The 22,671-nt window shown below is 75.3% G+C and carries 20 protein-coding genes; 7 read left to right on the forward strand and 13 right to left on the reverse strand.

Annotated features, from left to right (window positions below):
* Nucleotides 1-142: 142 nt before the first annotated feature.
* The 3 genes from htpG (at nucleotide 143) to ABTX81_RS19890 (ending at nucleotide 5,996) form a co-directional block, all read left to right on the forward strand.
* Entirely contained in the window at nucleotides 143-2,059 is a 1,917-nt protein-coding gene (gene htpG / locus ABTX81_RS19880) for a molecular chaperone HtpG (protein ID WP_350547393.1), read from the forward strand.
* 464 nt (nucleotides 2,060-2,523) lie between these two features.
* Nucleotides 2,524-3,753, forward strand: a complete 1,230-nt coding sequence (locus tag ABTX81_RS19885; RefSeq protein ID WP_350547396.1) for a hypothetical protein — start codon at nucleotides 2,524-2,526, stop codon at nucleotides 3,751-3,753.
* A 47-nt stretch (nucleotides 3,754-3,800) separates the two neighbouring features.
* Nucleotides 3,801-5,996 carry a tetratricopeptide repeat protein gene (locus tag ABTX81_RS19890; protein ID WP_350547399.1) on the forward strand — a complete coding sequence of 732 codons (2,196 nt, stop codon included), beginning with the start codon at nucleotides 3,801-3,803 and terminating at the stop codon, nucleotides 5,994-5,996.
* A 120-nt stretch (nucleotides 5,997-6,116) separates the two neighbouring features.
* Here ABTX81_RS19890 and ABTX81_RS19895 read toward each other — a convergent pair whose 3' ends face one another.
* The 3 genes from ABTX81_RS19895 to ABTX81_RS19905 all read right to left on the reverse strand — a co-directional run bounded on the left by ABTX81_RS19895 (nucleotide 6,117) and on the right by ABTX81_RS19905 (nucleotide 7,772).
* Entirely contained in the window at nucleotides 6,117-6,692 is a 576-nt protein-coding gene (locus ABTX81_RS19895; protein ID WP_350547402.1) for a DUF6545 domain-containing protein, read from the reverse strand.
* Nucleotides 6,685-7,233: a ParH-like protein gene (locus ABTX81_RS19900; protein ID WP_350547405.1), complete on the reverse strand. Its 549-nt coding sequence runs from the start codon at nucleotides 7,231-7,233 to the stop codon at nucleotides 6,685-6,687. Before ABTX81_RS19900 ends, ABTX81_RS19895 begins: the two co-directional genes overlap by 8 nt.
* A 116-nt stretch (nucleotides 7,234-7,349) precedes the next feature.
* Entirely contained in the window at nucleotides 7,350-7,772 is a 423-nt protein-coding gene (locus ABTX81_RS19905) for an XRE family transcriptional regulator (protein WP_350547408.1), read from the reverse strand.
* 257 nt (nucleotides 7,773-8,029) lie between these two features.
* Between ABTX81_RS19905 and ABTX81_RS19910 the strand changes: the two genes are divergently transcribed.
* On the forward strand, nucleotides 8,030-8,464 hold the full coding sequence (locus ABTX81_RS19910) for an Ohr family peroxiredoxin (RefSeq protein ID WP_350547411.1): 435 nt from the start codon (nucleotides 8,030-8,032) through the stop codon (nucleotides 8,462-8,464).
* A 64-nt stretch (nucleotides 8,465-8,528) separates the two neighbouring features.
* Here the strand turns inward: ABTX81_RS19910 and ABTX81_RS19915 are convergent, their stop codons facing one another.
* The 10 genes from ABTX81_RS19915 to ABTX81_RS19960 form a co-directional block, all read right to left on the reverse strand.
* Nucleotides 8,529-9,017, reverse strand: coding sequence for a hypothetical protein (locus tag ABTX81_RS19915; RefSeq protein ID WP_350547414.1), 489 nt, complete (start codon nucleotides 9,015-9,017; stop codon nucleotides 8,529-8,531).
* Nucleotides 9,018-9,093: 76 nt separating this feature from the next.
* Nucleotides 9,094-9,654 (reverse strand): CGNR zinc finger domain-containing protein, encoded by a 561-nt coding sequence (locus ABTX81_RS19920; protein ID WP_350547417.1) that lies wholly within the window; start codon nucleotides 9,652-9,654, stop codon nucleotides 9,094-9,096.
* Between the two features lie 77 nt (nucleotides 9,655-9,731).
* The gene (locus ABTX81_RS19925; RefSeq protein WP_350547420.1) at nucleotides 9,732-10,703 is read right to left on the reverse strand and encodes a hypothetical protein; all 972 of its coding nucleotides are present in this window, start codon (nucleotides 10,701-10,703) and stop codon (nucleotides 9,732-9,734) included.
* 281 nt (nucleotides 10,704-10,984) lie between these two features.
* Nucleotides 10,985-12,634 carry an ABC-F family ATP-binding cassette domain-containing protein gene (locus ABTX81_RS19930; RefSeq protein WP_350547423.1) on the reverse strand — a complete coding sequence of 550 codons (1,650 nt, stop codon included), beginning with the start codon at nucleotides 12,632-12,634 and terminating at the stop codon, nucleotides 10,985-10,987.
* Nucleotides 12,635-12,908: 274 nt separating this feature from the next.
* Entirely contained in the window at nucleotides 12,909-13,376 is a 468-nt protein-coding gene (locus tag ABTX81_RS19935) for an SsgA family sporulation/cell division regulator (RefSeq protein WP_350547426.1), read from the reverse strand.
* Between the two features lie 74 nt (nucleotides 13,377-13,450).
* The gene (locus tag ABTX81_RS19940) at nucleotides 13,451-13,888 is read right to left on the reverse strand and encodes an SsgA family sporulation/cell division regulator (protein WP_350547429.1); all 438 of its coding nucleotides are present in this window, start codon (nucleotides 13,886-13,888) and stop codon (nucleotides 13,451-13,453) included.
* Nucleotides 13,889-13,990: 102 nt separating this feature from the next.
* A complete protein-coding gene (locus ABTX81_RS19945) occupies nucleotides 13,991-16,747 on the reverse strand; it encodes a helix-turn-helix transcriptional regulator (protein ID WP_502892815.1) in 2,757 nt (918 codons plus the stop codon).
* Between the two features lie 106 nt (nucleotides 16,748-16,853).
* Entirely contained in the window at nucleotides 16,854-17,282 is a 429-nt protein-coding gene (locus ABTX81_RS19950; RefSeq protein WP_350547435.1) for an alpha/beta fold hydrolase, read from the reverse strand.
* Nucleotides 17,283-17,401: 119 nt separating this feature from the next.
* The gene (locus ABTX81_RS19955) at nucleotides 17,402-18,730 is read right to left on the reverse strand and encodes an amidase family protein (RefSeq protein WP_350547438.1); all 1,329 of its coding nucleotides are present in this window, start codon (nucleotides 18,728-18,730) and stop codon (nucleotides 17,402-17,404) included.
* Nucleotides 18,731-18,857: 127 nt separating this feature from the next.
* Nucleotides 18,858-19,205, reverse strand: coding sequence for a hypothetical protein (locus tag ABTX81_RS19960; protein ID WP_350547441.1), 348 nt, complete (start codon nucleotides 19,203-19,205; stop codon nucleotides 18,858-18,860).
* A 220-nt stretch (nucleotides 19,206-19,425) separates the two neighbouring features.
* Here ABTX81_RS19960 and ABTX81_RS19965 point away from each other — a divergent pair, with 220 nt between their 5' ends.
* From ABTX81_RS19965 to ABTX81_RS19975, 3 genes are all read left to right on the forward strand, one after another.
* Nucleotides 19,426-19,620, forward strand: coding sequence for a hypothetical protein (locus ABTX81_RS19965; RefSeq protein WP_350547444.1), 195 nt, complete (start codon nucleotides 19,426-19,428; stop codon nucleotides 19,618-19,620).
* Nucleotides 19,621-19,733: 113 nt separating this feature from the next.
* The gene (locus tag ABTX81_RS19970; RefSeq protein WP_350547447.1) at nucleotides 19,734-21,413 is read left to right on the forward strand and encodes a hydrogenase maturation protein; all 1,680 of its coding nucleotides are present in this window, start codon (nucleotides 19,734-19,736) and stop codon (nucleotides 21,411-21,413) included.
* Nucleotides 21,414-21,556: 143 nt separating this feature from the next.
* Nucleotides 21,557-22,615 (forward strand): NADH-quinone oxidoreductase subunit B family protein, encoded by a 1,059-nt coding sequence (locus ABTX81_RS19975; protein WP_350547449.1) that lies wholly within the window; start codon nucleotides 21,557-21,559, stop codon nucleotides 22,613-22,615.
* The last annotated feature ends 56 nt before the right edge of the window (nucleotides 22,616-22,671 follow it).

The following is a 22,671-nucleotide window of genomic DNA, read 5'->3' on the forward strand; positions in this document are numbered from 1 at the left end:
TGGTGCGTGACATTGTTACATCCAGTGTCAAGTTGTAACGCCCACGGGGCCCGCGCGGCCGCCTATCATGCCGGTGCGGAGGGGGCCGCCCGGCGCCCGCCGCGTCCGTCGCTCACGCACCGCCCAGAGAGGAGCCCCCCGAGTGGGTAGCACTGTCGAGACGCTGGAATTCCAGGCCGAGACGCGCCAGTTGCTCCGGCTGGTGATTCACTCGATCTACTCGAACAAGGACATCTTCCTGCGCGAGCTGATCTCGAACGCCTCCGACGCGCTGGACAAGCTGCGGCTGGAATCACTGATCGACTCCGGCCTCGACGCCGACACCTCCGACCTCCATATCGCCCTGGAGGCGGACCCGCGGGCCCGGACGCTGACGGTCCGCGACAACGGGATCGGCATGAGCCGCGAGGACATCGTGGAACTCATCGGCACCATCGCCAAGTCCGGCACGGCCGGCCTGCTGGAGAAGATCAAGGAGACCGACGACGCCGCCGCGGCGCAGAGCCTGATCGGGCAGTTCGGCGTCGGCTTCTACTCGGCGTTCATGGTCGCCGACCGGGTCACCCTGCGGACCCGCCGGGCCGGCACCGAGGCGGGCACCCAGTGGGAGTCCGACGGCGAGGGCACCTACGAGATCCAGGCCGTCGACGGCCTGCCCGTGGGAACCTCGGTCACCCTGCACCTCAAGCCCGCCGACGGTGAGGACGGGCTGGCCGACTACCTGGCGGAGTGGAAGATCCGCCAGATCGTCAAGCAGTACTCCGACTTCATCCGCTGGCCGATCCGGATGGCGAGCGAGCGCACCGACGCCGACGGCGCCACCACGGAGCAGGTCGACACCCTCAACTCGATGAAGGCGCTCTGGGCCCGGCCGCGCAGCGAGGTGACCGAGGCCGAGTACACCGAGTTCTACCAGCAGATCAGCCACGACTGGCTCGCCCCCGCCGAGACCATCCACATGCGCGCCGAGGGCACCTTCGAGTACGAGGCGCTGCTGTTCATCCCCGAGCAGGCCCCGTTCGACCTGTTCTCCCGGGACGCCAAGCGCGGCGTGCAGCTGTACGTCAAGCGGGTGTTCATCATGGACGACTGCGAAGCGCTGATGCCCGAGTACCTGCGCTTCGTCAAGGGCGTGGTGGACGCCCACGACCTGTCGCTGAACATCTCCCGCGAGATCCTCCAGCACGACCGCCAGATCCGCGGGGTGCGCCGGCGCCTGGTCAAGAAGGTGCTCGGCGCGCTGAAGGACGTCCGGACCAAGGACGCCGAGCGCTACCTGAAGCTGTGGGAGCAGTTCGGCCGGGTGCTCAAGGAGGGCCTGCTGGAGGACGGTGACAGCACCGCGGCGCTGCTGGAGCTGGTGTCGGCCGCCTCCACCCACGACGCGGAGCGGCCCACCAGCCTGCGCGAGTACGTCGGGCGGATGAAGGACGGCCAGGAGGCGATCTACTACCTGACCGGCGAGGACCGCGCCACGGTGGAGAACTCCCCGCACATGGAGGCGTTCGCCGCCAAGGGGTACGAGGTGCTGATCCTCACCGACCCGGTCGACGAGGTCTGGGTCGAGCGGGTGCCCGAGTTCGACGGCCACCGGCTGCAGTCCATCGCCAAGGGCCAGGTCGACCTGGACGAGCCGGCCGAGGGCGACGAGGCGGCCGGGGCCGAGAAGGCCAAGCGCGAGCAGGAGTTCGCCGCGCTGCTGCCGTGGCTGACGCAGGCCCTGTCCGGGCAGGTGAAGCAGGTCCGGCTCTCCTCGCGGCTGACCACCTCGGCGGCGTGCGTCGTGGGCGACGCCCAGGACATGACGCCGACCCTGGAGAAGATGTACCGCGCGATGGGGCAGGAACTGCCCCCGGTCAAGCGGATCCTGGAACTCAACCCGGCGCACCCGCTGATCACCGCGCTGCGCGCGGCGCACGAGGCCGACCCCGAGGACCCGGCGCTGGCGGAGGTCGCCGAGCTGGTCCACGGCGGCGCGCTGCTCGCCGAGGGCGGTGACCTGCCCGATCCGGCGCGGTTCACCCGGCTGCTCACCGACCGGCTGGCCCGCGGCCTCTGACCGCGCCCTCCCCGCGACCCCGGCCGCAGTCCTGCGGCCGGGGTCGTCGCGCATGGTCCGCCATTCATTTCAGTTTATTCATTGCCCGGGCGTCACCCCGTCCCGCACCGTGCGCATCCCTTGACGCGGGCCGCTCAGGTTCACCACCCTTGGTGCCTGGCCGAGCCGAGGTGACGAGGCGTCAAATCCCGGTACATCTCAGCTCATGGGCCGCCCTGTCGACCACCCGTCATGGAAGGAGATGTCCGTCATGAAGAAGATCGTCGTCCGCAAGACCGGCCCGGTCCGTCTGACCAGCACGGCTCGCGCGCTGTACCTGCCGTGGGACTGCATCGTGACCCAGCAGCTCTGATCCGTACCCCGGGCACGGGGCAACGCGGTGCCGGCCGGGTGCGTCACGGCCGGCACCGCTCCGTCCCCTCCCCACCCCTCCCGTCCTCCGCCCACCTCCTACAGGAGGATCCGTGCACTCCTCCGTGGACAGCGGCTCCGACGCCCCGGGCCTCGACCCGGACCGTCCGCTTCCCCTGCGCCGGCTCGTCTACCTGGAGGAGGGCGACGAGGTCACCATCGGCAGCCCCGAGACCGACACCTACGCCGTCTTCCCGGCCGACGGCGCCGAACTGGTCCGGCTGCTCGCCGACGGCGTCACGCCCCGTGAGGCCGCCGAGCGCTACCGGCAGGCGCACGGCGAGAGCGTCGACATCGCCGACCTGGTCGAGGTCCTCGCCGATCTCGACCTGCTGCGCCCCGCCGGCGAGGCGCCCGCGGCGACGGCCACCGGGGCCGCGCCGGTGCGCTGGCAACGCCTCGGCCGGGCGGTCTTCAGCCCGCCCGCGCTGATCGGCTACGCGCTGCTCACCGCGCTCGCCGCGGCCGAGATGATCCGGGTGCCCGCCCTGGTCCCCGGCATCGACAACCTGTTCTTCAGCCCGTCCTACACCCTGGTCGTCGTCCTGCTGTTCTTCGGCCAGGCGCCGCTGCTCGCCCTGCACGAGGCCTTCCACGCACTGGCCGGGCGACGGCTCGGACTGCGCTCGCGGCTCTCGGTCGGCCACCGCCTGGTCTACCTGGTGCTGGAGACCTCGCTCGACGGGCTGGTCAGCGTGCCGCGCCGGCAGCGCTACCTGCCCATCCTGGCCGGCATGCTGGCCGACGTCCTGGCGATCGCCGTCCTCACCCTCGCCGCCGACCTCCTGCGCGGGGTCGACGCGGGCGCCGCCCGGCTCTGCCTCGCGGTCGCCTACGCCACCGTGCTGCGGCTCGCCTGGCAGGGCTTCTTCTACCTGCGCACCGACCTCTACGTCCTGCTCTGCACCGCGCTGGGCTGCGTCGACCTGCACGCCGCCGCGAGCGACGTGCTGCGCAACGCCGTGCGGCGGGTCACCGGACGACCGCAGGCGGACCTGTCGGTCCACCACCCGGTCGACCGGCGGGTCGCGCGCTGGTACGCCTGGCTGATGGTGACCGGCTACGCCTTCACGCTCACCATGTTCGCCGGTGTCGTCGTGCCGACGGCCTACCGGCTGCTGCACGACATGTGGCTGCGGCTGACCGGCCAGGCGTCGCTCGCCGGGCGCCTCGACTCGCTGCTGCTCATGCTGCTGAGCCTCGCCCAGACCGGCGCTGTCGTGGTCCTCGCCCTGCGCGAGCGGCGCGCCGTCCGCGCCTCCCGTGCCGCCCGCACCGCCTGACGCCGTACCGCCCGTCCCCACGTCACCGCACGAAAGGCAGCTGTGCCATGGCCGAACACCGCCACCACTGGGTCCGCGCCGCCCGGCGCCCCGCCCGCGTCGAGGCCCGCGACCGGCTCGACCTGCCGCCCGTGCTCGCCGTGGTGAACGCCGACCGCCGGCTGCGCGGGCCCTACACCGCCGTCGGCTCGCTGCTGCGGGCGGTCGTGCCCGACGCGCTCGCCCGCTGCCCCGAGGCCGTCACCGGGCACGACGTCGAACTCCTCTCCACCACCCCGGAACTGCGCGACCTGGTGCCCGCCACCCGTGAGACGCTCACCTCGCTCGCCGTGCCCAAGGAGCGCACCCGCTTCTACTCCGCGCTGCGCACCCTGCGGATCGCCCACGGCCTGGTCGAGTTCCTGGAGGCGTACCTGCGGGCGGCCGACGAGGGCCCGCGCACCCTGGTCGTCGACGACGCCCACCGCGCCGACCCCACCGACGGCGAGTTCCTCGCCGTGCTGCTGCGGCGGATCGACCCCGGGCTGCTCACCGTGGTGGTCACCACCGGTACCGAGGCCCTGGAGCGCCCGGACGGCCCCGGCCGCGAGGCCCTTCCGGACGCGCTCGCCGCGTACTGCGTGCCGCTCGACGGGCCCGAGGCCGAGCCGGCGGACCCGGGCGCACCGGACGCCGCGCTCGGCCGCGCCCACATCACCGGCGACGGCACCGGCGACGACCCCGCCGAACTGGCGGCCTACCTGGCCCTGCCGGCCGACGAGCGCGCCCGGCTGCACGACCTTCGCCGCGCCGAACTGGAGACGGTCGGCGAGTCCTCGCTGCGGCTGGGGGCGATCACCTGGCACGCCGAGCACGGCAGCGACCCGTCCGGCGTCGGCGCCGACATCCTGCGCCACGCCCTCGACCACTGCATGGACCTCGGCTACTACCACGCCGTCGTCGGCCTCGGCGAGCGCGGCCGCCGGCTGGTCACCCATGAGAGCCACCCCACCCACTGGTGGGCGTTCACCACCAAGATGACCACCTCCTTCGCCGCGCTCGGCCTGGCGGAGCGCGCCCTGCCGCTGTACGACGAGGCCCGCACGCTCAGCGCCCTGCCCGAGGTCCACATGCAGGCCGCGTACGCCACGGCGATGCTGCACACCCGGCACTTCGAGGCCGGCCGGCGCGACCACGGGCTGGCCCGTGCCTGGGTCAACCAGGCGATCGCCTTCGCCCACTGGCACCCGGACCCCAAGGAGCGCGAGGCGCGGGTGGTGTTCAACCGCAACGGGCTCGCGCTGATCGAGGTCCACCAGGGCCGCCCGCAGGCCGCGCTGGAGCTGCTGGACGCCTGCATCGCGCGGCTGGACGAGACCCTGGAGCCGCACGAGCACGCGCTGCACCGCTCGGTGCTGCGCTACAACCGCGCGCAGGTGTACGCGGCCCTCGGCCGGCACGCCGAGGCCGTCGCCGACTACGCCGCGGTGATCGAGTGCGACCCCAACTACGCCGAGTACCACTTCGACCGGGGCATGCTCTGGCGCGACCTCGGCGAGCCGGAGCGGGCGCTGGCCGACTACGACCGCGCCATCCGGCTCTCCCCGCCGTTCCCCGAGGCGTACTTCAACCGGGCCGACGTGCTGGCCGAACTCGGCGACACCGAGGCGGCGGTGGCGGACTTCGGCTACGTCCTGCAGCTGGACCCGGAGTTCGACGACGCCCGGCTCAACCGGGCCGCGCTGCTGCTCGACGCCGGCGCGTACGAGGCCGCCGGGGCGGATGTCAGGGCCGGGCTGGCCCGCACCCCGGACAACGCCCGACTGCTCTGTCTGCAGGGGCAGTTGCTGGCCGCCGGGGACGATCCCGGGGCCGCCGCCGACGCCTACGCGGCCGCGCTCGCCGCCGACCCCGAGTACGCCGAGGCGTGGGCCCTGCTCGGCGAACTCCGCTACCGGCAGGGCGACCTGGACGGGGCGGGCCGCAATCTGGCGCGCGCCGTCGAGCTGTCCGCCGAGCCGGGCCTGCGGTTCAACCTGGCCGTGGTCCACCACGACGCCGGGCGCTACGGCGAGGCCGTCCGGCTGCTGGACGAGGTGGTGGACTCCACCGAGGACGTGGACGCCCGGCTGCAGCGGGCGCGCTGCCTGATCGGCCTGGACCGGGCGGAGCCGGCCAGGGCGGACCTGCTGGCCTGCCTGGCGGCCGACCCGGACTCCGCCGACCAGGTGTACGCGCTGATGCCGGAGCTGGCCCGGTCCTGAGCCGGTCCTGAGCCGGTCCTGAGCCGGTCCTGAGCCGGCCCTGAGCCGGCCCGGAGCCGGTCCTGAGCCGGTCCGTCCCCCGGTCCTCGCTGCCGGTGACCCCGGGGCCGGGGGTGGACCTCAGCCCGGCACGCCGCCGTCGTCCGCCGACGCGGCGCGCACCCGCCGCCGGACGTGCGCCATCACCGGCGAACTCCGGTACGCGGCGGCCACCTTGACCAGCCAGGCCGCCTCCTCGCGCAGCCCGGCCACCACCGGGTGCGGCACCCACCCCCCGCCGGGCCCGGCGGGGAAGCGGCGCCCGGCCCGGGCGGCCTCCAGCGCGGCGGCGATCGCGGCGGCCTCCACCAGCACCGCGAACTCCTCCGGACCGGTGGGGCGGGCGACCTCGCGCACCCAGAGCGCCACCCGGGGGTGCAGATGGGGGCGCAGGGCCAGCTGGCCGTCGCGGATCTCGATGATCCGCCGGTAGAGCGCGAACCGGATCTCCCGCCGCCCGCCCGCCGGGCCGAACTCGCGCTCCGGGGTGATGAGTTCGATCTCCGGCAGCTCCGAGCGCAGCACCGACCAGAGCGGTCCTAGCCGGCGGTGGTCGCACCAGGCCCGGGCCCGCCCGCCCGGGTCGGCCCGCCGGGCGGCGTCGCCCGCGGCGCGCCAGACCCGGCCGGCGCGGCTCCGGCGGCTCCGGTCAGCCACGCCGGACCGCGGTGCGGTGTCGCGGGCGGTCCAGCGCGTAGCCCAGCCGCAGGATCCGCTCGGCGAGCCGCGCGGTCACCGTGGCCCGGGGCCGTTGCAGCACCCGGTGCAGGGCCAGCGAGGCGACCAGCTCGGCTTCCTGCTCCTGCCGCTCCGAGTACACCGAGCGGCCGAGCACCCGCTGCACCAACTCGCCCGGCAGCCGGGGGAGGAGGGCCTGCGAGACGGCCGCGCCCAGCCCGGTGCCGCCGGTGTGCCCGCAGAGCAGGTGGCCGATCTCGTGCAGCACGATGTGCTGCTGGTGCAGCGCGGTGGTGTCGACCGGGTAGCCGATGTAGTCCGCGCGGTCGGTGCTGACCAGCGCGCCGCAGGGCGCGTGGACGGGCCCGGAGAGCGGGATCAGCTCGATCGGCCGGCCGCGCCGCCGGGCGAGCGCCCCGGTCAGCGCCGGGAGGCCGAAGGGCTCCGGGAGCGGCATCGACTCCGCGACGGTGCGACATCGCTGCCAGAGCCCGCGCTCCACCCCATCCGGATGCCCCACGTCCATTCCCCCTGGTGCTCGCCCCGTCCTCGGCCGGGAGGCGATCCTACGGACGGGGACGCGCCGGGAGAACCGCTTCGACGCCGATTTCCGCTACCTGCCGCCGCGAGCCGCCGCTACCTGCCGCCGCCGGCCTCCAGCCGGGCGATCGCCTCGATCATGTCGCGGATCGTGCCGAGCCCCTCGGGTGACAGGGTCACCGCGCGCAGCGCCACATCGCGCACACCCGCGTCCCGCAGCGCCCCGAGCAGCGCCAGTTCCTCGGCGATCCGGGCGCTCTGCCGGTCGTCGAAGAAGTACATCGGCGGGACCTGGAAGAACTGGGCCAGGGCTTCGAGGTGGCGCTTCGTCGGATTGTCGCGCCGGCCGGTGCGCAGCTGCCACAGATAGGTCGCCGAGAAGCTCTCGCCGGTCGCCTCCCGGCAGGCGCGGGCGACCTCCTCATGGGTGTACGGCTCGCGGTCGGGACGGCGGACCACGTCGAACAGCCGGTCGATCTTCCCGGCGAGCGTGGACGCACCGGAGTCTGCGTCGGGCACCGCACACCTCTCCCCCCACCCCGTGCACACGCGCGGCGCGGGTCCGAATCGAGCACTCGCGACGGTCGCCCATTCTAGTGGGCCCCCACCCGGACGTGGAGGCGCCGGACGGCCCGTCACTTCGCCTCCGTCACCACCTTGACGAGTGACGGTGCCGACTGCCATGCTGACGTCACCACCTCAACCGGTGACGACGGGAAGCTCGTCGGGCCCCGGGGGGTGGCCGGACAGTTTCGATCGGATGGGGAGCACCAGTCATGGCAGTCAGCTACACCGCCGTTGTCGACGTCGACGGGGAGGGCCGCAACGGCGGTCGGGTCCGCTCCTCGGACGGTCTGCTGGAGACCGGCCTCGCCATCCCGAAGGAGTTCGGCGGCGTCGGCACCGCGACCAACCCGGAGCAGCTGCTGGCCGCCGGCTGGGCCGCCTGCTTCCTCGGCGCCCTGCGGCTGGCCGCGGGCAGCCGCGGGATCCGGCTCACCAGCACCGCCATCACCGCCGAGATCACCCTCACCCACGGCGACGACGGCGAGTTCGGCCTCTCCGCCGTGCTCAACCCGGTGCTCGGCGGGGTGGACCAGGCCACCGCCGAGGAGCTGGCGCAGGCCGCCCACCGGACCTGCCCCTACTCCAGGGCGACCCGCGACAACATCCCCGTCACCATCAACGCCCGGGCCGCCGACGCCGCCTGAGCGAACCGGACCACCTGACCGCGGGTCCCGCGCCCGTCCCCCCGGCGCGGGACCCGCACCACGTTCAGCCGCTCTCGCCCGGCGCCGCGGCCCCGCCCGGCTCCGCGAGCGCGTACAGCACGGAGCGCCGCTGCTTGTGGCGCCGGATCCGGCCCTTGGCGACCAGGGCCTCCAGGGTGTTCCGCACCACCTGGGGCGTGGGATTGCGCTTCGGGTGCTTCGCCATGAGCTCCGCCCGCAGCTCCTTCGCCGGGCACGGCTCGTCACGGCCGCCCAGCAGGTCGGCCAGCAGGTCGCCGAGCAGCGGCTGACGCGTCCTGGCCCGCGCGCCGGCGACGGGCTCGTCCTGCGGCTGCTCGGGCAGCCGCGCCGGATCCGTGAAGCCCTCGTACCGCTCGGCCAGGCTCAGGATCTCCGCCAGCAGGGCCTCCTCCTGCCGCAGCACCCGCAGCTCCTCGGCCAGTTCGCGCTGGCGCTGGTGGTTGAGCTTCAGGTCCGAAGCGGCCTGCTCCACATAGCGGGACCGGAGCGCGGAGGCTGGCTGGCGGGTCACAACCGTTCTCTCCCTCGACATGGACGGTGCTGCGCATGGTACCCAGGTCGAGGGACACCGGCCGCTCCGGCGGATCTCAGTGCAGGCCGGCCGGAGCGGTCTTCTTCCGTGCGCGGTAGGCGGCGGCCTTGATCTTGTTGCCGCAGGATTCCATGCCGCACCACTGGCGCCGCATGCCCCGGGAGCGGTCGATGTAGATCCGGGTGCACTCCGGATTGCCGCACTCCTTCAGCAGCGGGACGTCCGGGCCGCTGAGGAGTTCGACGGCGTGCCGGGCGACGGTCGCCAGCGCCTGCTCGGGGGTCGCCTCGTTGTGCCGGCCGGTCACCGTGAGCTGCGGGGTCACCGGCGCCTTGCGGGCGGCGGCGTTGAGCACGGCCAGCGCCTCGCGGTCGAACTCCTCCCCGGCGACCCGGTTGGTGACCAGCCGGTAGACGGCCTCGCGCACCGTCTTCGCCTCCCGGACGTCGCGCTCGTCGCCGGGCGTGATCGTGTCGACCAGTCCGCAGTCGAGGTGCCAGGCGTTCAGCCGCTCCGGCGTCACGAACATCTCGAAGCGGATCGTGCGCCGCGCGCGGAGGGTGGCCGCGAAGTCCAGGGCCGGATGTCCGCACACGAAGACATGGTCAAGATTCACATCACCATGCTGACAGGTGACTGTGGTCGGCGCAAGGACGGGTCGGGGCACCCCGGGGCCGGCCGGTCGTCTCCGGGCTACTCCACGCCTCCCACCAGGGGCGGGCCGTCGGCCTGCCTGCCCGCCCCGTGGCCGGCCGGCCGCGTCGCGGTGTCCTGGTCGAGGACGTAGCAGCGCAGGTCGATGTCGTCGGGCAGGCGTGGCGCGCGGTCCCCGAGCAGCAGGGAGCCCACCGTGACGAGGAAGGTCCTGGTCACCGCGTCGCTGCCCTTCTTCGTCCGGGGCGACTGGTAGAGCAGGTATCCGGCGGCCAGCAGGCCCTCGCCGTCCAGGTCCGGTGCGGCGAGCAGCCGCAGGGCCGCCTCGAAGATGGTGTCGTTGTCGGCCGGGTCCGCGGTGACGGTGTAGAGCGGGTGGCCGACGGCCTTCAGGTGGCGGACGTCGGTGCCGCGCTCCTCGGCCCTGGCGGCCAGTTCCCGGTAGAGCCGGGTGGCGGCGGCGCCGCGCAGCAGGCGGTTGCCGTGCACCCGGCGCCCGTCGGGCAGGCGGACGACGTTCTGCAGGACGTCCTCGCCGGGCGCCTGTCGCGCGAACCGGCGCTCGGCGTACCGTCCGTAGCGGAGCATCACCCGGTAGGCGGGGGTGTCCAGGCCGCCCCGGAACAGCTCGGCGTCCGGGTCCCAGACGCTGCCCTCGCGCAGCCGCTCGACCGGGCCGAACATGTCGTAGTTGGGGTTCGCCGCGGTGATCGGCGTGCGGAACCGTTCGGGGAGGTAGGGCACCTGGCGGCCCGGCGGTCCGCCGTGGCGCACGGCGTACCGATAGCGCCAGTCCACCAGTTCCCGGTGGACGGTGCGCAGGGCGTCGACGCGCGCCGGTGACGCGGTGCCGGCGGCCCAGAGGCCGGCCAACCGCTCCCGGGCGGCCTCGGCGGCCCGCGCCTGCCGGTGGGCGAACGCCCGGGCGGGTGCCTGCCGGGCCGGGTCGTCGGTGCGCAGCGCCAGCGCGGGAGTGGGGAAGCGCTCGGCGGTGATCGGGCCGCGGTTCACGGTCGCTCGCTCCTTCGGTGCGCTCGGGACCCGTCGGCACCGTGATGCCGGCCGGAGGCGGTGCGCCGGGACGGGCGCGGCGGACGCTCACCCGCGCCGGTGCCGCCGGTGCCGCCGGTGACGCAGGTGGCGTCGGGCCGGTCGGGGCAGGAGCACCGGCAGGCCCGACGGCGGAGACGCCGGGCACCGACCGCGGGTGACGAGTACCGCGAGCCTTCGGTGCCGACCACCGTGCTCCGCACCGCCGGCTTCCCCATACCTGTAGGCGTACCCAGGGACGGCTACCGCGATGCGGCACACCGGAGTTCACGGCCCCGCCACCGCCGGCGCAGCCAGCGGTCGTGGCTGGCCAGGACGATCGCGCCCGGACCGCCGCCGAGGGCCTCCTCCAACTCGTCGCAGAGGCGCGGGGAGAGGTGGTTGGTCGGCTCGTCGAGCAGCAGCAACTGCGGCGGGCGGGCCACCAGCAGGGCCAGGGCGAGCCGCCGGCGCTGGCCGACGGAGAGCCGGCCGACCGGCTTCTCCCGGTCCGCCGGGTGCAGCAGGCCGAGCGAGTCCAGCGGCACCCGTTCGGCGCGCTCGGCGCCCAGCGCCAGCTCGTAGGTCTCGCGCACGGTGCGGTCCGGCCGCTCGAACACGGTGTCCTGGGTGAGCAGTCCCACCGTGAGCCGGGGCCGCCGGCGCAGCTCGCCCTCGGCGGTGACCCGTCCGGCGAGCACGGCGAGCAGCGTCGACTTGCCCGCGCCGTTGCCGCCGGTGACCAGCAGCCGCTCGCCCGCCGCGACGTCCAGGGTGACGGACGCGAGCCGGCCGGGCACCCGGACGTCCCGCAGTTCCACCAGGTGCTCCAGCGGGTCCGGGCCGTCCGCGGGGTCCTCCGCGGGCACGCCCGCGGCCAGCGCCGGGGCCGCGAACCGCAGCGGGCGCGGTGGCTCGGCGACCTGCGCGCGCTCCAGTTCCTCCAGCCGCCGCGCGGCGTCGCGCACCCGCCGGGAGATCTGGTTCTGCACCCGGCCCGCCCGGTGGCCGTAGCCCATCTTCTCGTTGTCGCGCCGCCCCCGGTCCGGCGCGACCCGGTGCGCGCTGACGCCCGCCGACTCCCGCAGCTCCGCCAGCTCCCGCTGCTCCTCGGCGTGGCGACGCTCCCAGCGCTCCCGCTCGGCGCGTTTGGCCGCCAGGTAGGAGCTGTAGTCGCCGCCGTGGCGGACCGGCCCGTCCGCCGCCGGGTCGAGGTCGAGCAGATCGGTGCAGACCGCGTCGAGGAACGCCCGGTCGTGGCTGGCGGCGACCACCGTGCCGGGCAGGGCGCGCACCTGCTCCTCCAGGAAGGCGGCGGCCTCGTCGTCGAGGTGGTTGGTCGGCTCGTCCAGCAGCAGCGCCGAGGGGCGGCGGACCAGCAGCGCGGCCAGGGCGAGCCGGCCGCGCTGCCCGCCGGAGAGCGAGCCGAGGACGCGGTCGTGGGCGAGCGCGCCGAGGCCGAGGCCCGCCAGCACCAGCTCCGCGCGCCGGTCGGCGTCCCAGGACTCCCGGTGCCGGGCCCGCTCCAGGCGCCGGCCGTAGGCGTCGAGGAGCTCGCGGTGGCCGGGGGAGTCCTCCGGGACGCGGGCCAACTCCTCCCCGAGCCGGTCGAGTTCCGCGAGGTCGGCGCGGGCCTCGCGGAGCGCCTCGTCGAGCACGGCGGCGACGGTCGCGCCGGCGTCGAAGGGCATCTCCTGGTGCAGGAAGCCGAGGTCGGCGGGGCGTGAGACGCGCCCCGCGTCGGGTTCGTCCACACCGGCCAGCACCCGCAGCAGGGTGGACTTCCCGGTGCCGTTCTCCCCGATCAGGCCGATCCGGCGGCCGGGGGAGGCGATCAGGTGGACGCCGTCGAGGACGCGGCGGCCCGCGAGGTTGCGGACGAGGTCGTGGGCGAGCAGGGCGGGCTGGGACATGGCGAGCCTCGGAGACGGCTGCGGACAGCGGGACGGACCACCGCTGCCCTGGGCGGGCATGGAGAGGGGCACGACGGAACGGACCACCCCGCCGGCGCTTCCACCCGCCGCCCGGTGGCCGTCAACTCCGGATCTCACCCGGAGATGTCGTCGTCACCCGCCATGTCCGCCACTCCTCGATCCACCGCTTCCGGACCCCCGGAGCGTAACAGGCACCTCCGACACCCCCGCCGGCCCCGGCGGCCCGCACCCCCGTGGTGCGGGCCGCTCCGGGCTATTCGAAGGGCACCCCGGGGCCCTCCAGCAGTTCCAGCAGGAAGTCGTCCCAGTCCAGGCCGTCCAGCTCCGCCCCGGCCGGGACGGCCCGGTAGGTGGCGTCGAGCCACACCGTCAGGGGCGCCGTCGGCAGCTCGAACAGGGCCTCCAGCTCCGGCGATTCGAGCAGCAGCCAGGACGACGGCCGCTCCTCGCGCTGTGTGGGCCACATCCGGACGTCCCCGCAGCCGCTCATCGTCGCCAGGCCCCGGTACAGCAGCTCCCGGCCCAGCCGCCAGACCAGCCCCGGCCCGCGCTCCGCCAGGAACTCCACGGTGACCACCGCGGGCGTCGCCGGGTCGAACCGGAACTCCGCCTGCCCGGGCAGACGGGTGAACTCGTCGAGCAACTGGTCGACGGCCAGGAGCAGCGCGGGCACCGCCCCGGGCGCCGGGCGCGCCCGGGGCGGCGAAGTGTCACGGTCCATGGATGGCGAACCCCTCAGGTGATGGTGGGCATGTGCGCCCCACTCTCCGCCGCCGGAGGCCCCCCGCGCATCGGTCACTTGACGGTGGTCCCGGTCGGAACGGCGGTGCCGCCGAGCAGGGCGGTGGTGGTGGCGTCCCAGTCGACGGTGGCCAGTTCACGGCCGGCTGGGACGAGGGTGTAGGTGTGGTCCAGCCAGGTGGCGAGGGGTGCGGCGGGGAGTTCGAACAGGGCGGCGGTGTCGGTGGCGAGCAGCCGCAGCCAGGCCTTCGAGCGGTCGGGGGAGGGACGGAGCCGGACGGCGCCGTGGCCGCTCGGGGCGCGCAGCCCGCTGTGCAGGAGGTCCCGGCCGAGGTGCCACCGGGCGTGCGGGCCGCCGGGGACGGTGAACTGCGCCGTCACCACCAGGGGGAGCACGGGGTCGTAGCGGAACTCGGCGCCGACCGCCTGCCGGGCGCCGACGCCCAGGACGCGCTCGATCTCCAGGGTCAGTGCTGGCCGGTGGCCGTTCATGGCGGGTGGGCCCTTCGCTGGACGGAGCTGGCCGACCCACTCTCGCCCGTGCGGCGGCGCCGTCCCTAGGTCAGGTGACCACGGGAACGACTGTCACCGCGGTCACTCCACCGGCAGCCGGCCCAGGGCGTCGCGCAGCGCGGCCCGGGAGGTGATGCCCAGTTTGGGGAAGACCCGGTAGAGGTGGGAGCTGACCGTGCGCGGCGACAGGTGGGTCTGCGCGCCGATCTCCTTGTTGGTCAGTCCGCCGGCGGCGAGTTCGGCGATCCGGCGCTCCTGCCAGGTCAGCGTGGCGAGGTTGGCCGAGGGCGCGCGCAGCGGCGCGCCGGTGGCGCGCAGTTCGGCCCGGGCCCGCTCCGCCCAGGTGGGCGCGCCCAGCCGTTCGAAGGTGGCGACGGCGAGGTTCAGGGCCGGCCGGGCCTCCCGGCGCCCCCGGGTGTGGCGCAGGTGGACGCCGTGCGCGAGCCGGATCCGGGCCAGTTCGAAGGGGAGGGCGGCGGCGGCCGGGTGGGTCTCGGCGCGGTGGTAGAGGGCGTCGGCCTCGTCGGGGTCGGTCGCGGTCATCGCCAGGGCGCCGTAGGTGATCACGGCGAGCCGGGGGGAGACGTCCGGCAGCCCGGCCTCCTCGGCGGCGAGCGCGTGCCGGCGGGCCTGCTCGGCGCGGCCGGTGTGCAGCGCCGCCTCGACCAGGTCGAGCAGCGTCCGGGGGGCCTGGTGGGCGTAGGGCGTGAAGGAGCCGGGCGCGGTGATGCCGATGGCGTGCAGGTAGGCGGCCTCGTAGTCGCCCTCGGCCAGCGCGGCGGCGGTGCCGATGGCGTCGGCGATCTGGGTGAGGAAGCCGAGCCCGCGCGGGCGGGCCCAGCCGTCGACCGCGGCCCGCAGCTCCCGCGCCTGCTCGGTGCGGCCCCGCAGCGCGGCCAGCAGGCCCAGGTAGGCCCGGGTGTGGTGGGCGAACAGCGCGTGCCGGTGCTCGGTGGTGAGCTCCAGCAGCCGCCGTCCGGTCCGCTCGGCCTCGTCCCACTCGCCGACCGCCAGCTGGTCGAGCATGATCACGTGCAGCATGACCACGCCGGACATCCTGGCCCCGGTCGCCACCTCGCGGTCGACGGTGCGCTGGAGGTACGGCCGGTACTGGCTGAGGGTGTCCACGTGGTACGCGGAGACGGCCAGCCGGCTGACGTCCCAGGGTTCGAGCGCGCTCGGGTCCGCGAAGGCGTCGTGCACCCGCGCCCGCACGTCGGCGCCGCGCCGGACCACGTCGCTCCAGGCGTCCTGGTAGATCCGCGAGGCCGGGGGCACCAGGTCGCCCAGCGAGTCGAGCAGCTCGTGGGCGGGTTCCCAGTAGGCCGCGTCCCCGGCGTACTGGCTGATCGCCAGCAGCAGGTTGACCAGCCGGGTCAGCACCTCGCCGGGCTCGCGCACCCCGCCGGGCCCGGGCGCCCCGGCGGCCCGGAGCTCCTCGATCGCGGTCACCACCCGGCACCCCGAGGAGCGTACGTCCCCGTCCTCGTAGAAGGCGGTGTAGGCCGAGGCGAGCACCGCCGCCGGCGACTCGCCCGGTCCGGCCGCCGGGTCGGAGCGGAGCAACTGCCGGGCGCGGTCGGCGAGTCCGGCGTGGCCGGCGATGAACGCCGCGTCGCCCAGCCGCCGGGAGCGCTGCGGGTGGTCGGTGCTCAGCTCGGCGGCCCGGGTCAGCCACGCCACGGCGGTCACCGCGCTGCCGCGCCGGGTGGCGGAGTCGGCGGCCGCCTCCAGCGCGGCCGCGACCCGCTCGTCCGGTTCGGCGGCGGCGGCCGCCAGGTGGACGGCGTGCCGCTCGACGTCGGCCCGGTGCGCCCGGGCCAGCACGGCGTGCGCCGCGCGCCGCTCGTCCGCGGTCGCCAGCTGGACGACCGTCGAGCGCACCAGGGGGTGGCGGAACACGAAGTCGCCGCTCAGCGGGTCGGTCTCCAGCAGGCCGCGCGCCGCGGCCTCGCCGACGTCCGCCATCCGGTAGCGCGCCCGGTCGGCGGGCCCGGCCGCGGTGCCCGCCCCGACGCCGTCCAGCGCGCCGCGCAGCAGTTCGGCGCGCACGGCGCGCCCGAGCGTCCCGATCCGGGTGCCGTACACCTCCTGGAGGCGCCGGGGGAGCGGCACGCCGGTGAAGTCCAGCGGTTCCTCCGGGCGGTCGGCCGCCCGGCCGCCGCGGCGCACGTGCGGCGGCAGCTCCAGCAGGGCCAGCGGGTTGCCCCGGGCCTGGTCCAGGACCAGCCGGCGCAGCCGGGGGTCGAGACCGGGGTGGTGGCGGTCCAGCAGCCGTTCGGAGGCGCGCTCGGAGAGCGTGGCCACGGTCAGCCGGGGCAGCGCGGCCGTGTCGAAGCCGGACGGGGTGTCGTCGCGCAGGCCGACCAGCAGCTTCACCGGGTCGCCGGTGAGCCGCCGCCCGACGAAGCCGCACACCTCGGTGGTCGAGGCGTCCAGCCACTGGCCGTCGTCGAGCACCAGCAGCAGGGGCTGCCGGGACGCGGTGCGGGCGAGCAGGTCGAGGACGGCGATGCCGAGGGTCAGGACGGACGGGGGCGGGCCGGAGCTGCGGCCGAACACCACGTCGAGCAGGGCCCGCTGGGCGTCGTCCAGCCGGGCGATCTCCGGGAGCAGCGGGTGCAGCAGCTGGTGCAGCCCGGCGTAGGGCAGTTCCGACTCGGCCTCCGCCCCGGCGGCCCTGACCACCCGGTGTCCGTCGGCCGCCGCGAGACCGGCGACGTGGTCCAGCAGGGTGCTCTTGCCCACGCCGGTCTCGCCGCCCAGGACGAGGGCGCGGCCCCCGGGCGCCGTCATGAACCCGGACAGCTCGGCCTGTTCGCGGTCCCGGCCGACCATCGCCGCGTTGAGCGGTTCCACCCGTCCCCCACATCCTTCTTCGTGACACACCCGGCTGCCCCGGGGTGCCCCGGCGCAAGAGACTAGATGTTTCGGTGGTGGTTCGTCACCTGGCGGTGGCCGAAAGGGATTCTCGGGCCAGGGCTCCCACCTGCGGATTCGCGGCGCCGGGCGGATGGTCGCCATTCACACCTTTCCGTTCCGCCCGCGAGACACATGTCTCGATTTCAGGTGTGCCGGCGGACGGTGGCGCGGGCCGCCCGCTCGATGCGCCGGCGACGAGCCCGGGCCGGGAGACGGCGACGGAGTGCGAGGCGGCGACCTCGGGGTAGCCGTCGGCGCGCAGTTCGGCGATGACGCCGCCCCAGCTGGAGCCGTCGGCGAAGGCGCCGTGCTCCAGAACGACGGTCGGCCGGGCGCGGCCGGCGGTGTCCCCGGTCGCGCCGCTGGCGGTGCCGGCGAGCACCAGTCCCGCCGCGAGGGCGGCGACCGCCCCCGTCGGCAGCCGTCCGCGTCCACCCTTGAGGCCCACCATGACGAATCCCTCCCGGATGCCCCGGTCACGGTCGGGGCGCCGGCCGCTCCGACGTCGTCACCACCCTGACTGGTGACGAAGGTGCCATGGCGCTCCGTCACCTGTCAAGCCAGTGACGGTCACGCCCGCAGCAGGGCGTCGACCCGGGCGGCCACCGCCAGCAGCTCCCGGTCGGCCGCGCGCCGTCCGACGAGCTGCAGGCCGACCGGCGGCGAGCCGGTGACCGGCAGCGGCACCGTCACCGAGGGCAGGCCCGCGGTGGCCGCGGGGGAGGTGTTGCGGATCAGCGTGGCGAAGGTGGGCGCGCTCCGGCCGTTGAGCGGGAGGGTGTCCTCGTAGCGGTGCAGCGGCCGGGCGCAGACCGGGACGGTGGGGCTCGCCAGCGCGTCCAGGCCGTGCGCGGCGAGGAGTTCGGCGTACGCGGCCCGCATCGCGCGGCGCTCCGCGACCGCCGCCGCCAGCGCGGCGGGCCCCGGGTGTCCGGGGCCGGCGGGCAGGGCGCCGGCCTTCAGCAGCGCGCCGACGGCGGGGTCGCCCACCGCGTCCAGCACCTCCTCGGTGCTGAGCCCGGTGCCGTGGACCTCCAGGTAGCGGCCCATGGCGGCGGCGAACTCGCCGAGCACCAGCGGCATCCCGATCCGGGCGTCGTACCCGGCCAGCGGCGCCGTGTCCACCGGCACCCAGGTGGTCCGCCCGGCGGCCAGACGGTCGACGGCCGCCTCCCAGGCCTCCTCGACCGGGCCGTCCAGGTCCTCGGCGAACACCTGCCGGGGCAGTCCGAGCCGGAGCGGGCGGTCCAGGGGCGCCGCGCTCCCGGCCTCCCCGGTGACCAGCGCGTCCAGCGCGGCGAGCCGCTCCAGGGTGCGGGCGATCGGCCCCGGGGTGTCCCGGGTGGTGGACAGCGGTGTGACGCCGCCGGCGGGGTAGCGCCCGGCGCTGGGCCGCAGCCCGTAGACGCCGTTGAGCGCGGCCGGGACGGTGACCGACCCGCCGGTGTCGGTGCCGAGCCCCGCGTCCACGACGCCGGCGGCCACCGCGGCGGCCGTCCCGCCGCTGCTGCCGCCCGCGAACAGGGCCGGGTCGGCGGCGTTGCCGACGGCGCCGAAGGTGTGGTTGCGGGAGGTGGCGCCCATCGACAGCTCGTGCATGTTCGTCTTGCCCAGCACGATCGCCCCCGCCGTGCGCAGCGCGGCCACGACGGGCGCGTCGGTACGGGGCGTGAAGCCGGCGAGGGCGGGGGTGCCCGCCGTGTTGGGCAGGCCCGCGACATGGATGTTGTCCTTGACCACCAGGCACCAGCCGGCGCGCTCGCCCCGGGCGTCCCGGCGCTCCGCCTCGGCGAGCGCGCCCGCGGTGTCCAGGGTGATGAAGGCGTTGAGGTGCGCGGTGGCGGCGGCCCGGTCGAGCGCCGCCGAGACCGTGGTGCGGACGGGGCCGGATGCGGCCATGGGGGAGTCTCCTTCGCTGCGCTCCGGTCGGGACGTCCAGCCTCGGGCGCCGACGCGGTGACCGGGGCGGAGGCGCGGCCGCCGTGGCCCGTCCGGGTGATGTCGCCCGGACGGGCCACGCCCTCGGTCAGGCGGGGACCACCCGGTAGCTCAGCGCCGCCGCCGGGAGGTCGGACTGGGCCAGCGAGCCGGTCGCCCACGGGTGGGCGCCGGTGCAGCCGGCGCCGGTGTACAGCACCACCGAGGCGGCGCCGTCGACCACCTGCGCCGAGCGGACGGGCCCGGCCAGGGTGTGGCAGGTGCCGAGGTCGCCGAGGTCGACCACGGTCACCGCCCCCGTGCCGCCGGCGCCCGCGTAGAGGTACCCGCCCTCGTGCAGCGGGGGCCACCCGGCGGCGTGCGCCGCCCCGGCGCCGAGGCCGACCAGGACCGCCGCCGCGGCCGCTGTACGGAGTGTCGTCCGGAGGCTGACCATGCAGAACCACCTCTTCCCTTCCCGCAGGTGACGCGAGGCCCGGTGCGCACGGAGCGGCCGGGCCCTCGCCCCGGCCGAACCCGGCCGGTGGCAGCAGAGCCTGGCACGGCCGATCACGCGCCGGGGAGTGCGGAACCGGTCAAACACCCGGCTCGTCACCGCCTTGACAGGTGATGAATCGGGGCGCATCCTGAACCCGTCCGAGGTCTGGAGGATGGTCATGAGCAGCGAACGCACCGACGATCCCGCCGCCGAAGCGAGGCTCGCCCGCTTCGGCAGGCTCCCCGAGCGCATCCGCTTCGAGGACATGACCGAGGAGGTCCCGCCCGGCCCGGGCGACGGCCCGCGCGACACCTATCACCCCGACGGCGTCTTCCGCTTCTACAACTGCCTGGCCGCCGACTTCGGCCTCTAGCGGCCCCGCCGCCCGGGTGAACCGGCGGACCGGCGGAGCGGCGCGGCGGACCCCGGCGCGGCCGGGGGAGATGATCGCCGGGTTCACGGGTGCCCACGCCGCCGGAGGCGCACATGCGGATCCTGCTCGTCGCGAGCGCGTTCAACAGCCTCACCCAGCGGGTCCACGCCGAACTGCGGGACCGGCGCCACCCGGTGGAGGTCCACCTGGCCGGCGACGACGGGGCGCTGCGCACCGCGGTGCGGCGCTTCGCCCCGGACCTGGTGGTCGCGCCGATGCTCACCACGGCGTTGCCCCGCGACGTCTGGTCCACCGTCACCTGCCTGGTCGTGCACCCCGGCCCGCCGGGCGACCGGGGCCCGTCCGCCCTCGACTGGGCGATCCACGAGGGCGCGGACGTGTGGGGCGTGACGGTGCTCCAGGCCGACGAGGTGATGGACGCCGGCCCCGTCTGGGCCGCGACGCCCTGCCCGCTGCCGCCCGCCGCCAAGAGCGACCTCTACCGCAACGAGGTCTCCGACGCCGCCGTGGACGCGGTGCTGCGGGCCGTGCGGCGGTTCGCCTCCGGCACCTACACCCCCCGCCCGCAGCACGGCCCCGACTGGCGGGCGCTCGACCACACCCGGCCGTACCTGCGCCAGGAGGAGCGGCGGATCGACTGGGAGCGCGACACCACCGACACCGTGGTGCGCAAGCTCCGCGCCGCCGACTCCCGGCCCGGCGTGCTGGACCGGCTGCTCGGCGGCGAGTGGTACCTGCACGGCGGCCACCCCGAGCGGGCGCTGCGCGGACGCCCCGGCGAACTCCTGGCCACCCGGGCCGGGGCGCTGTGCCGGGCGACCGCCGACGGCGCGGTGTGGATCCCCGAGCTGCGCGCCCGCCGCGTCCCCGGCGGGCCCGCCACCTTCAAGCTGCCGGCCGTCACCGCCCTGGGCGAGGCGCTGCCCCGCCTGCCGGAGCTGCCCGCGCCGCTGATGCCGGCCGCCGGTGACCCCGGCTGGTCGGACCTCCGCTACACCGAGGACGGGCCGGTCGGCCTGCTGCGCTTCTCCTTCCCCGGCGGCGCGATGAGCACCGCCCACTGCCGCCGCCTGCTGGACGCCTACCGCTTCGCGCTGACCCGGCCGACCTCGGTGCTGGTGCTCGGCGGCGGCCGGGACTTCTTCTCCAACGGCATCCACCTCAACGTGATCGAGGCGGCCGCCGACCCGGCGGCCGAGTCCTGGGCCAACATCAACGCCATCGACGACCTGGTCGAGGCCGTCCTCACCACCACCGACCGCCTGGTGGTCGCCGCCCTCGGCGGGAACGCGGCGGCCGGCGGGGTGATGCTGGCGCTGGCCGCCGACGAGGTCTGGTGCCGCCGGGGCGCCGTGCTCAACCCGCACTACCGGCTGATGGGCCTGCACGGCTCGGAGTACTGGACGTACACCCTGCCGCGCCGGGTGGGCGCGGCGCAGGCCCGCCGGCTCACCGAACGGGCGCTGCCGGTGAGCGCCGCGGCCGCGCTGCGGACCGGGCTGGTCGACCGGGTCCTGCCCTGCGCCCCGCAGGAGTTCGGCGGCGAGGCCGCCCGGCTGGCCCGGCTGACCGCCGCCTCGCCGACGGTGCACGGCCGGATCGCCGCGAAGAAGGCCGCCCGCGAGGCCGACGAGCGCGCCAGGCCGCTCGCCGACCACCGGGCGGCGGAGCTGGCCGTGATGCACGCCCAGTTCTTCGACCCGCACGCGCCCTACCACGCGCTGCGCGCCGCGTTCGTCCGGAAGCTGCCCGCCCCCGCCGCGCGGGCGTGACCCGGACGGCCCAACCGGACGGCGGCCGTTCGGACGCCGTCCCCGTACGTCACCCGGCTGCGTGGACCGGCGGGACCCGCCGGAGGCTGTTATGACGGTTCTGAGCCATTCTGTCCGGCTCCCAGTTCCGAGGAGGCATCCTCATGGGTGCTGCAGCAACCAGCGCCACCACCGACACCGACGTGGTGCACATTCTCTGGATCAACGCGGGCCTGAGCTGCGACGGCGACTCGGTCGCGCTGACCGCGGCCATGCAGCCGAGCATCGAGGAGATCGTCACCGGTGCCCTGCCGGGCCTGCCGAAGGTCGCCGTGCACTGGCCGCTGATCGACTTCGAGTGCGGTCCGGTGCAGGGCGCCGACACCTTCGTCGAGTGGTTCTTCAAGGCGGACCGCGGCGAGCTCGACCCGTTCGTCCTGGTCATCGAGGGGTCCATCCCCAACGAGCGGATCAAGGCCGAGGGCTACTGGTGCGGCTTCGGCGACGACCCCGTCACCGGCCAGCCGATCACCACCAGCGAGTGGCTGGACCGCCTCGCCCCCAAGGCCACCGCGGTCGTCGCCATCGGCACCTGTGCCACGTACGGCGGCATCCACGCCATGGAGGGCAACCCGACCGGCGCCATGGGCGTGCCGGACTACCTCGGATGGGGGTGGAAGTCCAAGGCCGGCCTGCCGATCGTCTGCGTGCCCGGCTGCCCCATCCAGCCCGACAACTTCGCCGAGACCCTGACCTACTTGCTCTACCAGCTGGCCGGCTCCGCGCCGATGATCCCGCTGGACGACAAGCTGCGCCCCACCTGGCTGTTCGGCGCCACCGTGCACGAGGGCTGCGACCGCGGCGGCTACTACGAGCAGGGGCAGTTCGCCACCGACTACGGCACCCCGGAGTGTCTGGTGCGGCTCGGCTGCTGGGGCCCGGTGGTCAAGTGCAACGTCACCAAGCGCGGCTGGATCAACGGCATCGGCGGCTGCCCCAACGTCGGCGGCATCTGCATCGCCTGCACCATGCCCGGCTTCCCCGACAAGTTCATGCCGTTCATGGACCCGCCGCCCGGCTCGACGGTCTCGACCCGGGTCAGCCGGACGTACGGCTCGGTGATCCGCCGGCTGCGCGCGATCACCCTCAGGACGGTCGACAAGGAACCCCGGTGGCGCCACAGCGGGCACACCCTGACCACCGGGTACCGACCGCCGCAGTGACCGGACGGGCCGCCGCGCCCCGGGCGCGGCGGCCCCGCCGTCCATCCCCCCTCCCG

The organism is Kitasatospora sp. NPDC097605 (assembly GCF_040302725.1).
Classification (GTDB): domain Bacteria; phylum Actinomycetota; class Actinomycetes; order Streptomycetales; family Streptomycetaceae; genus Kitasatospora.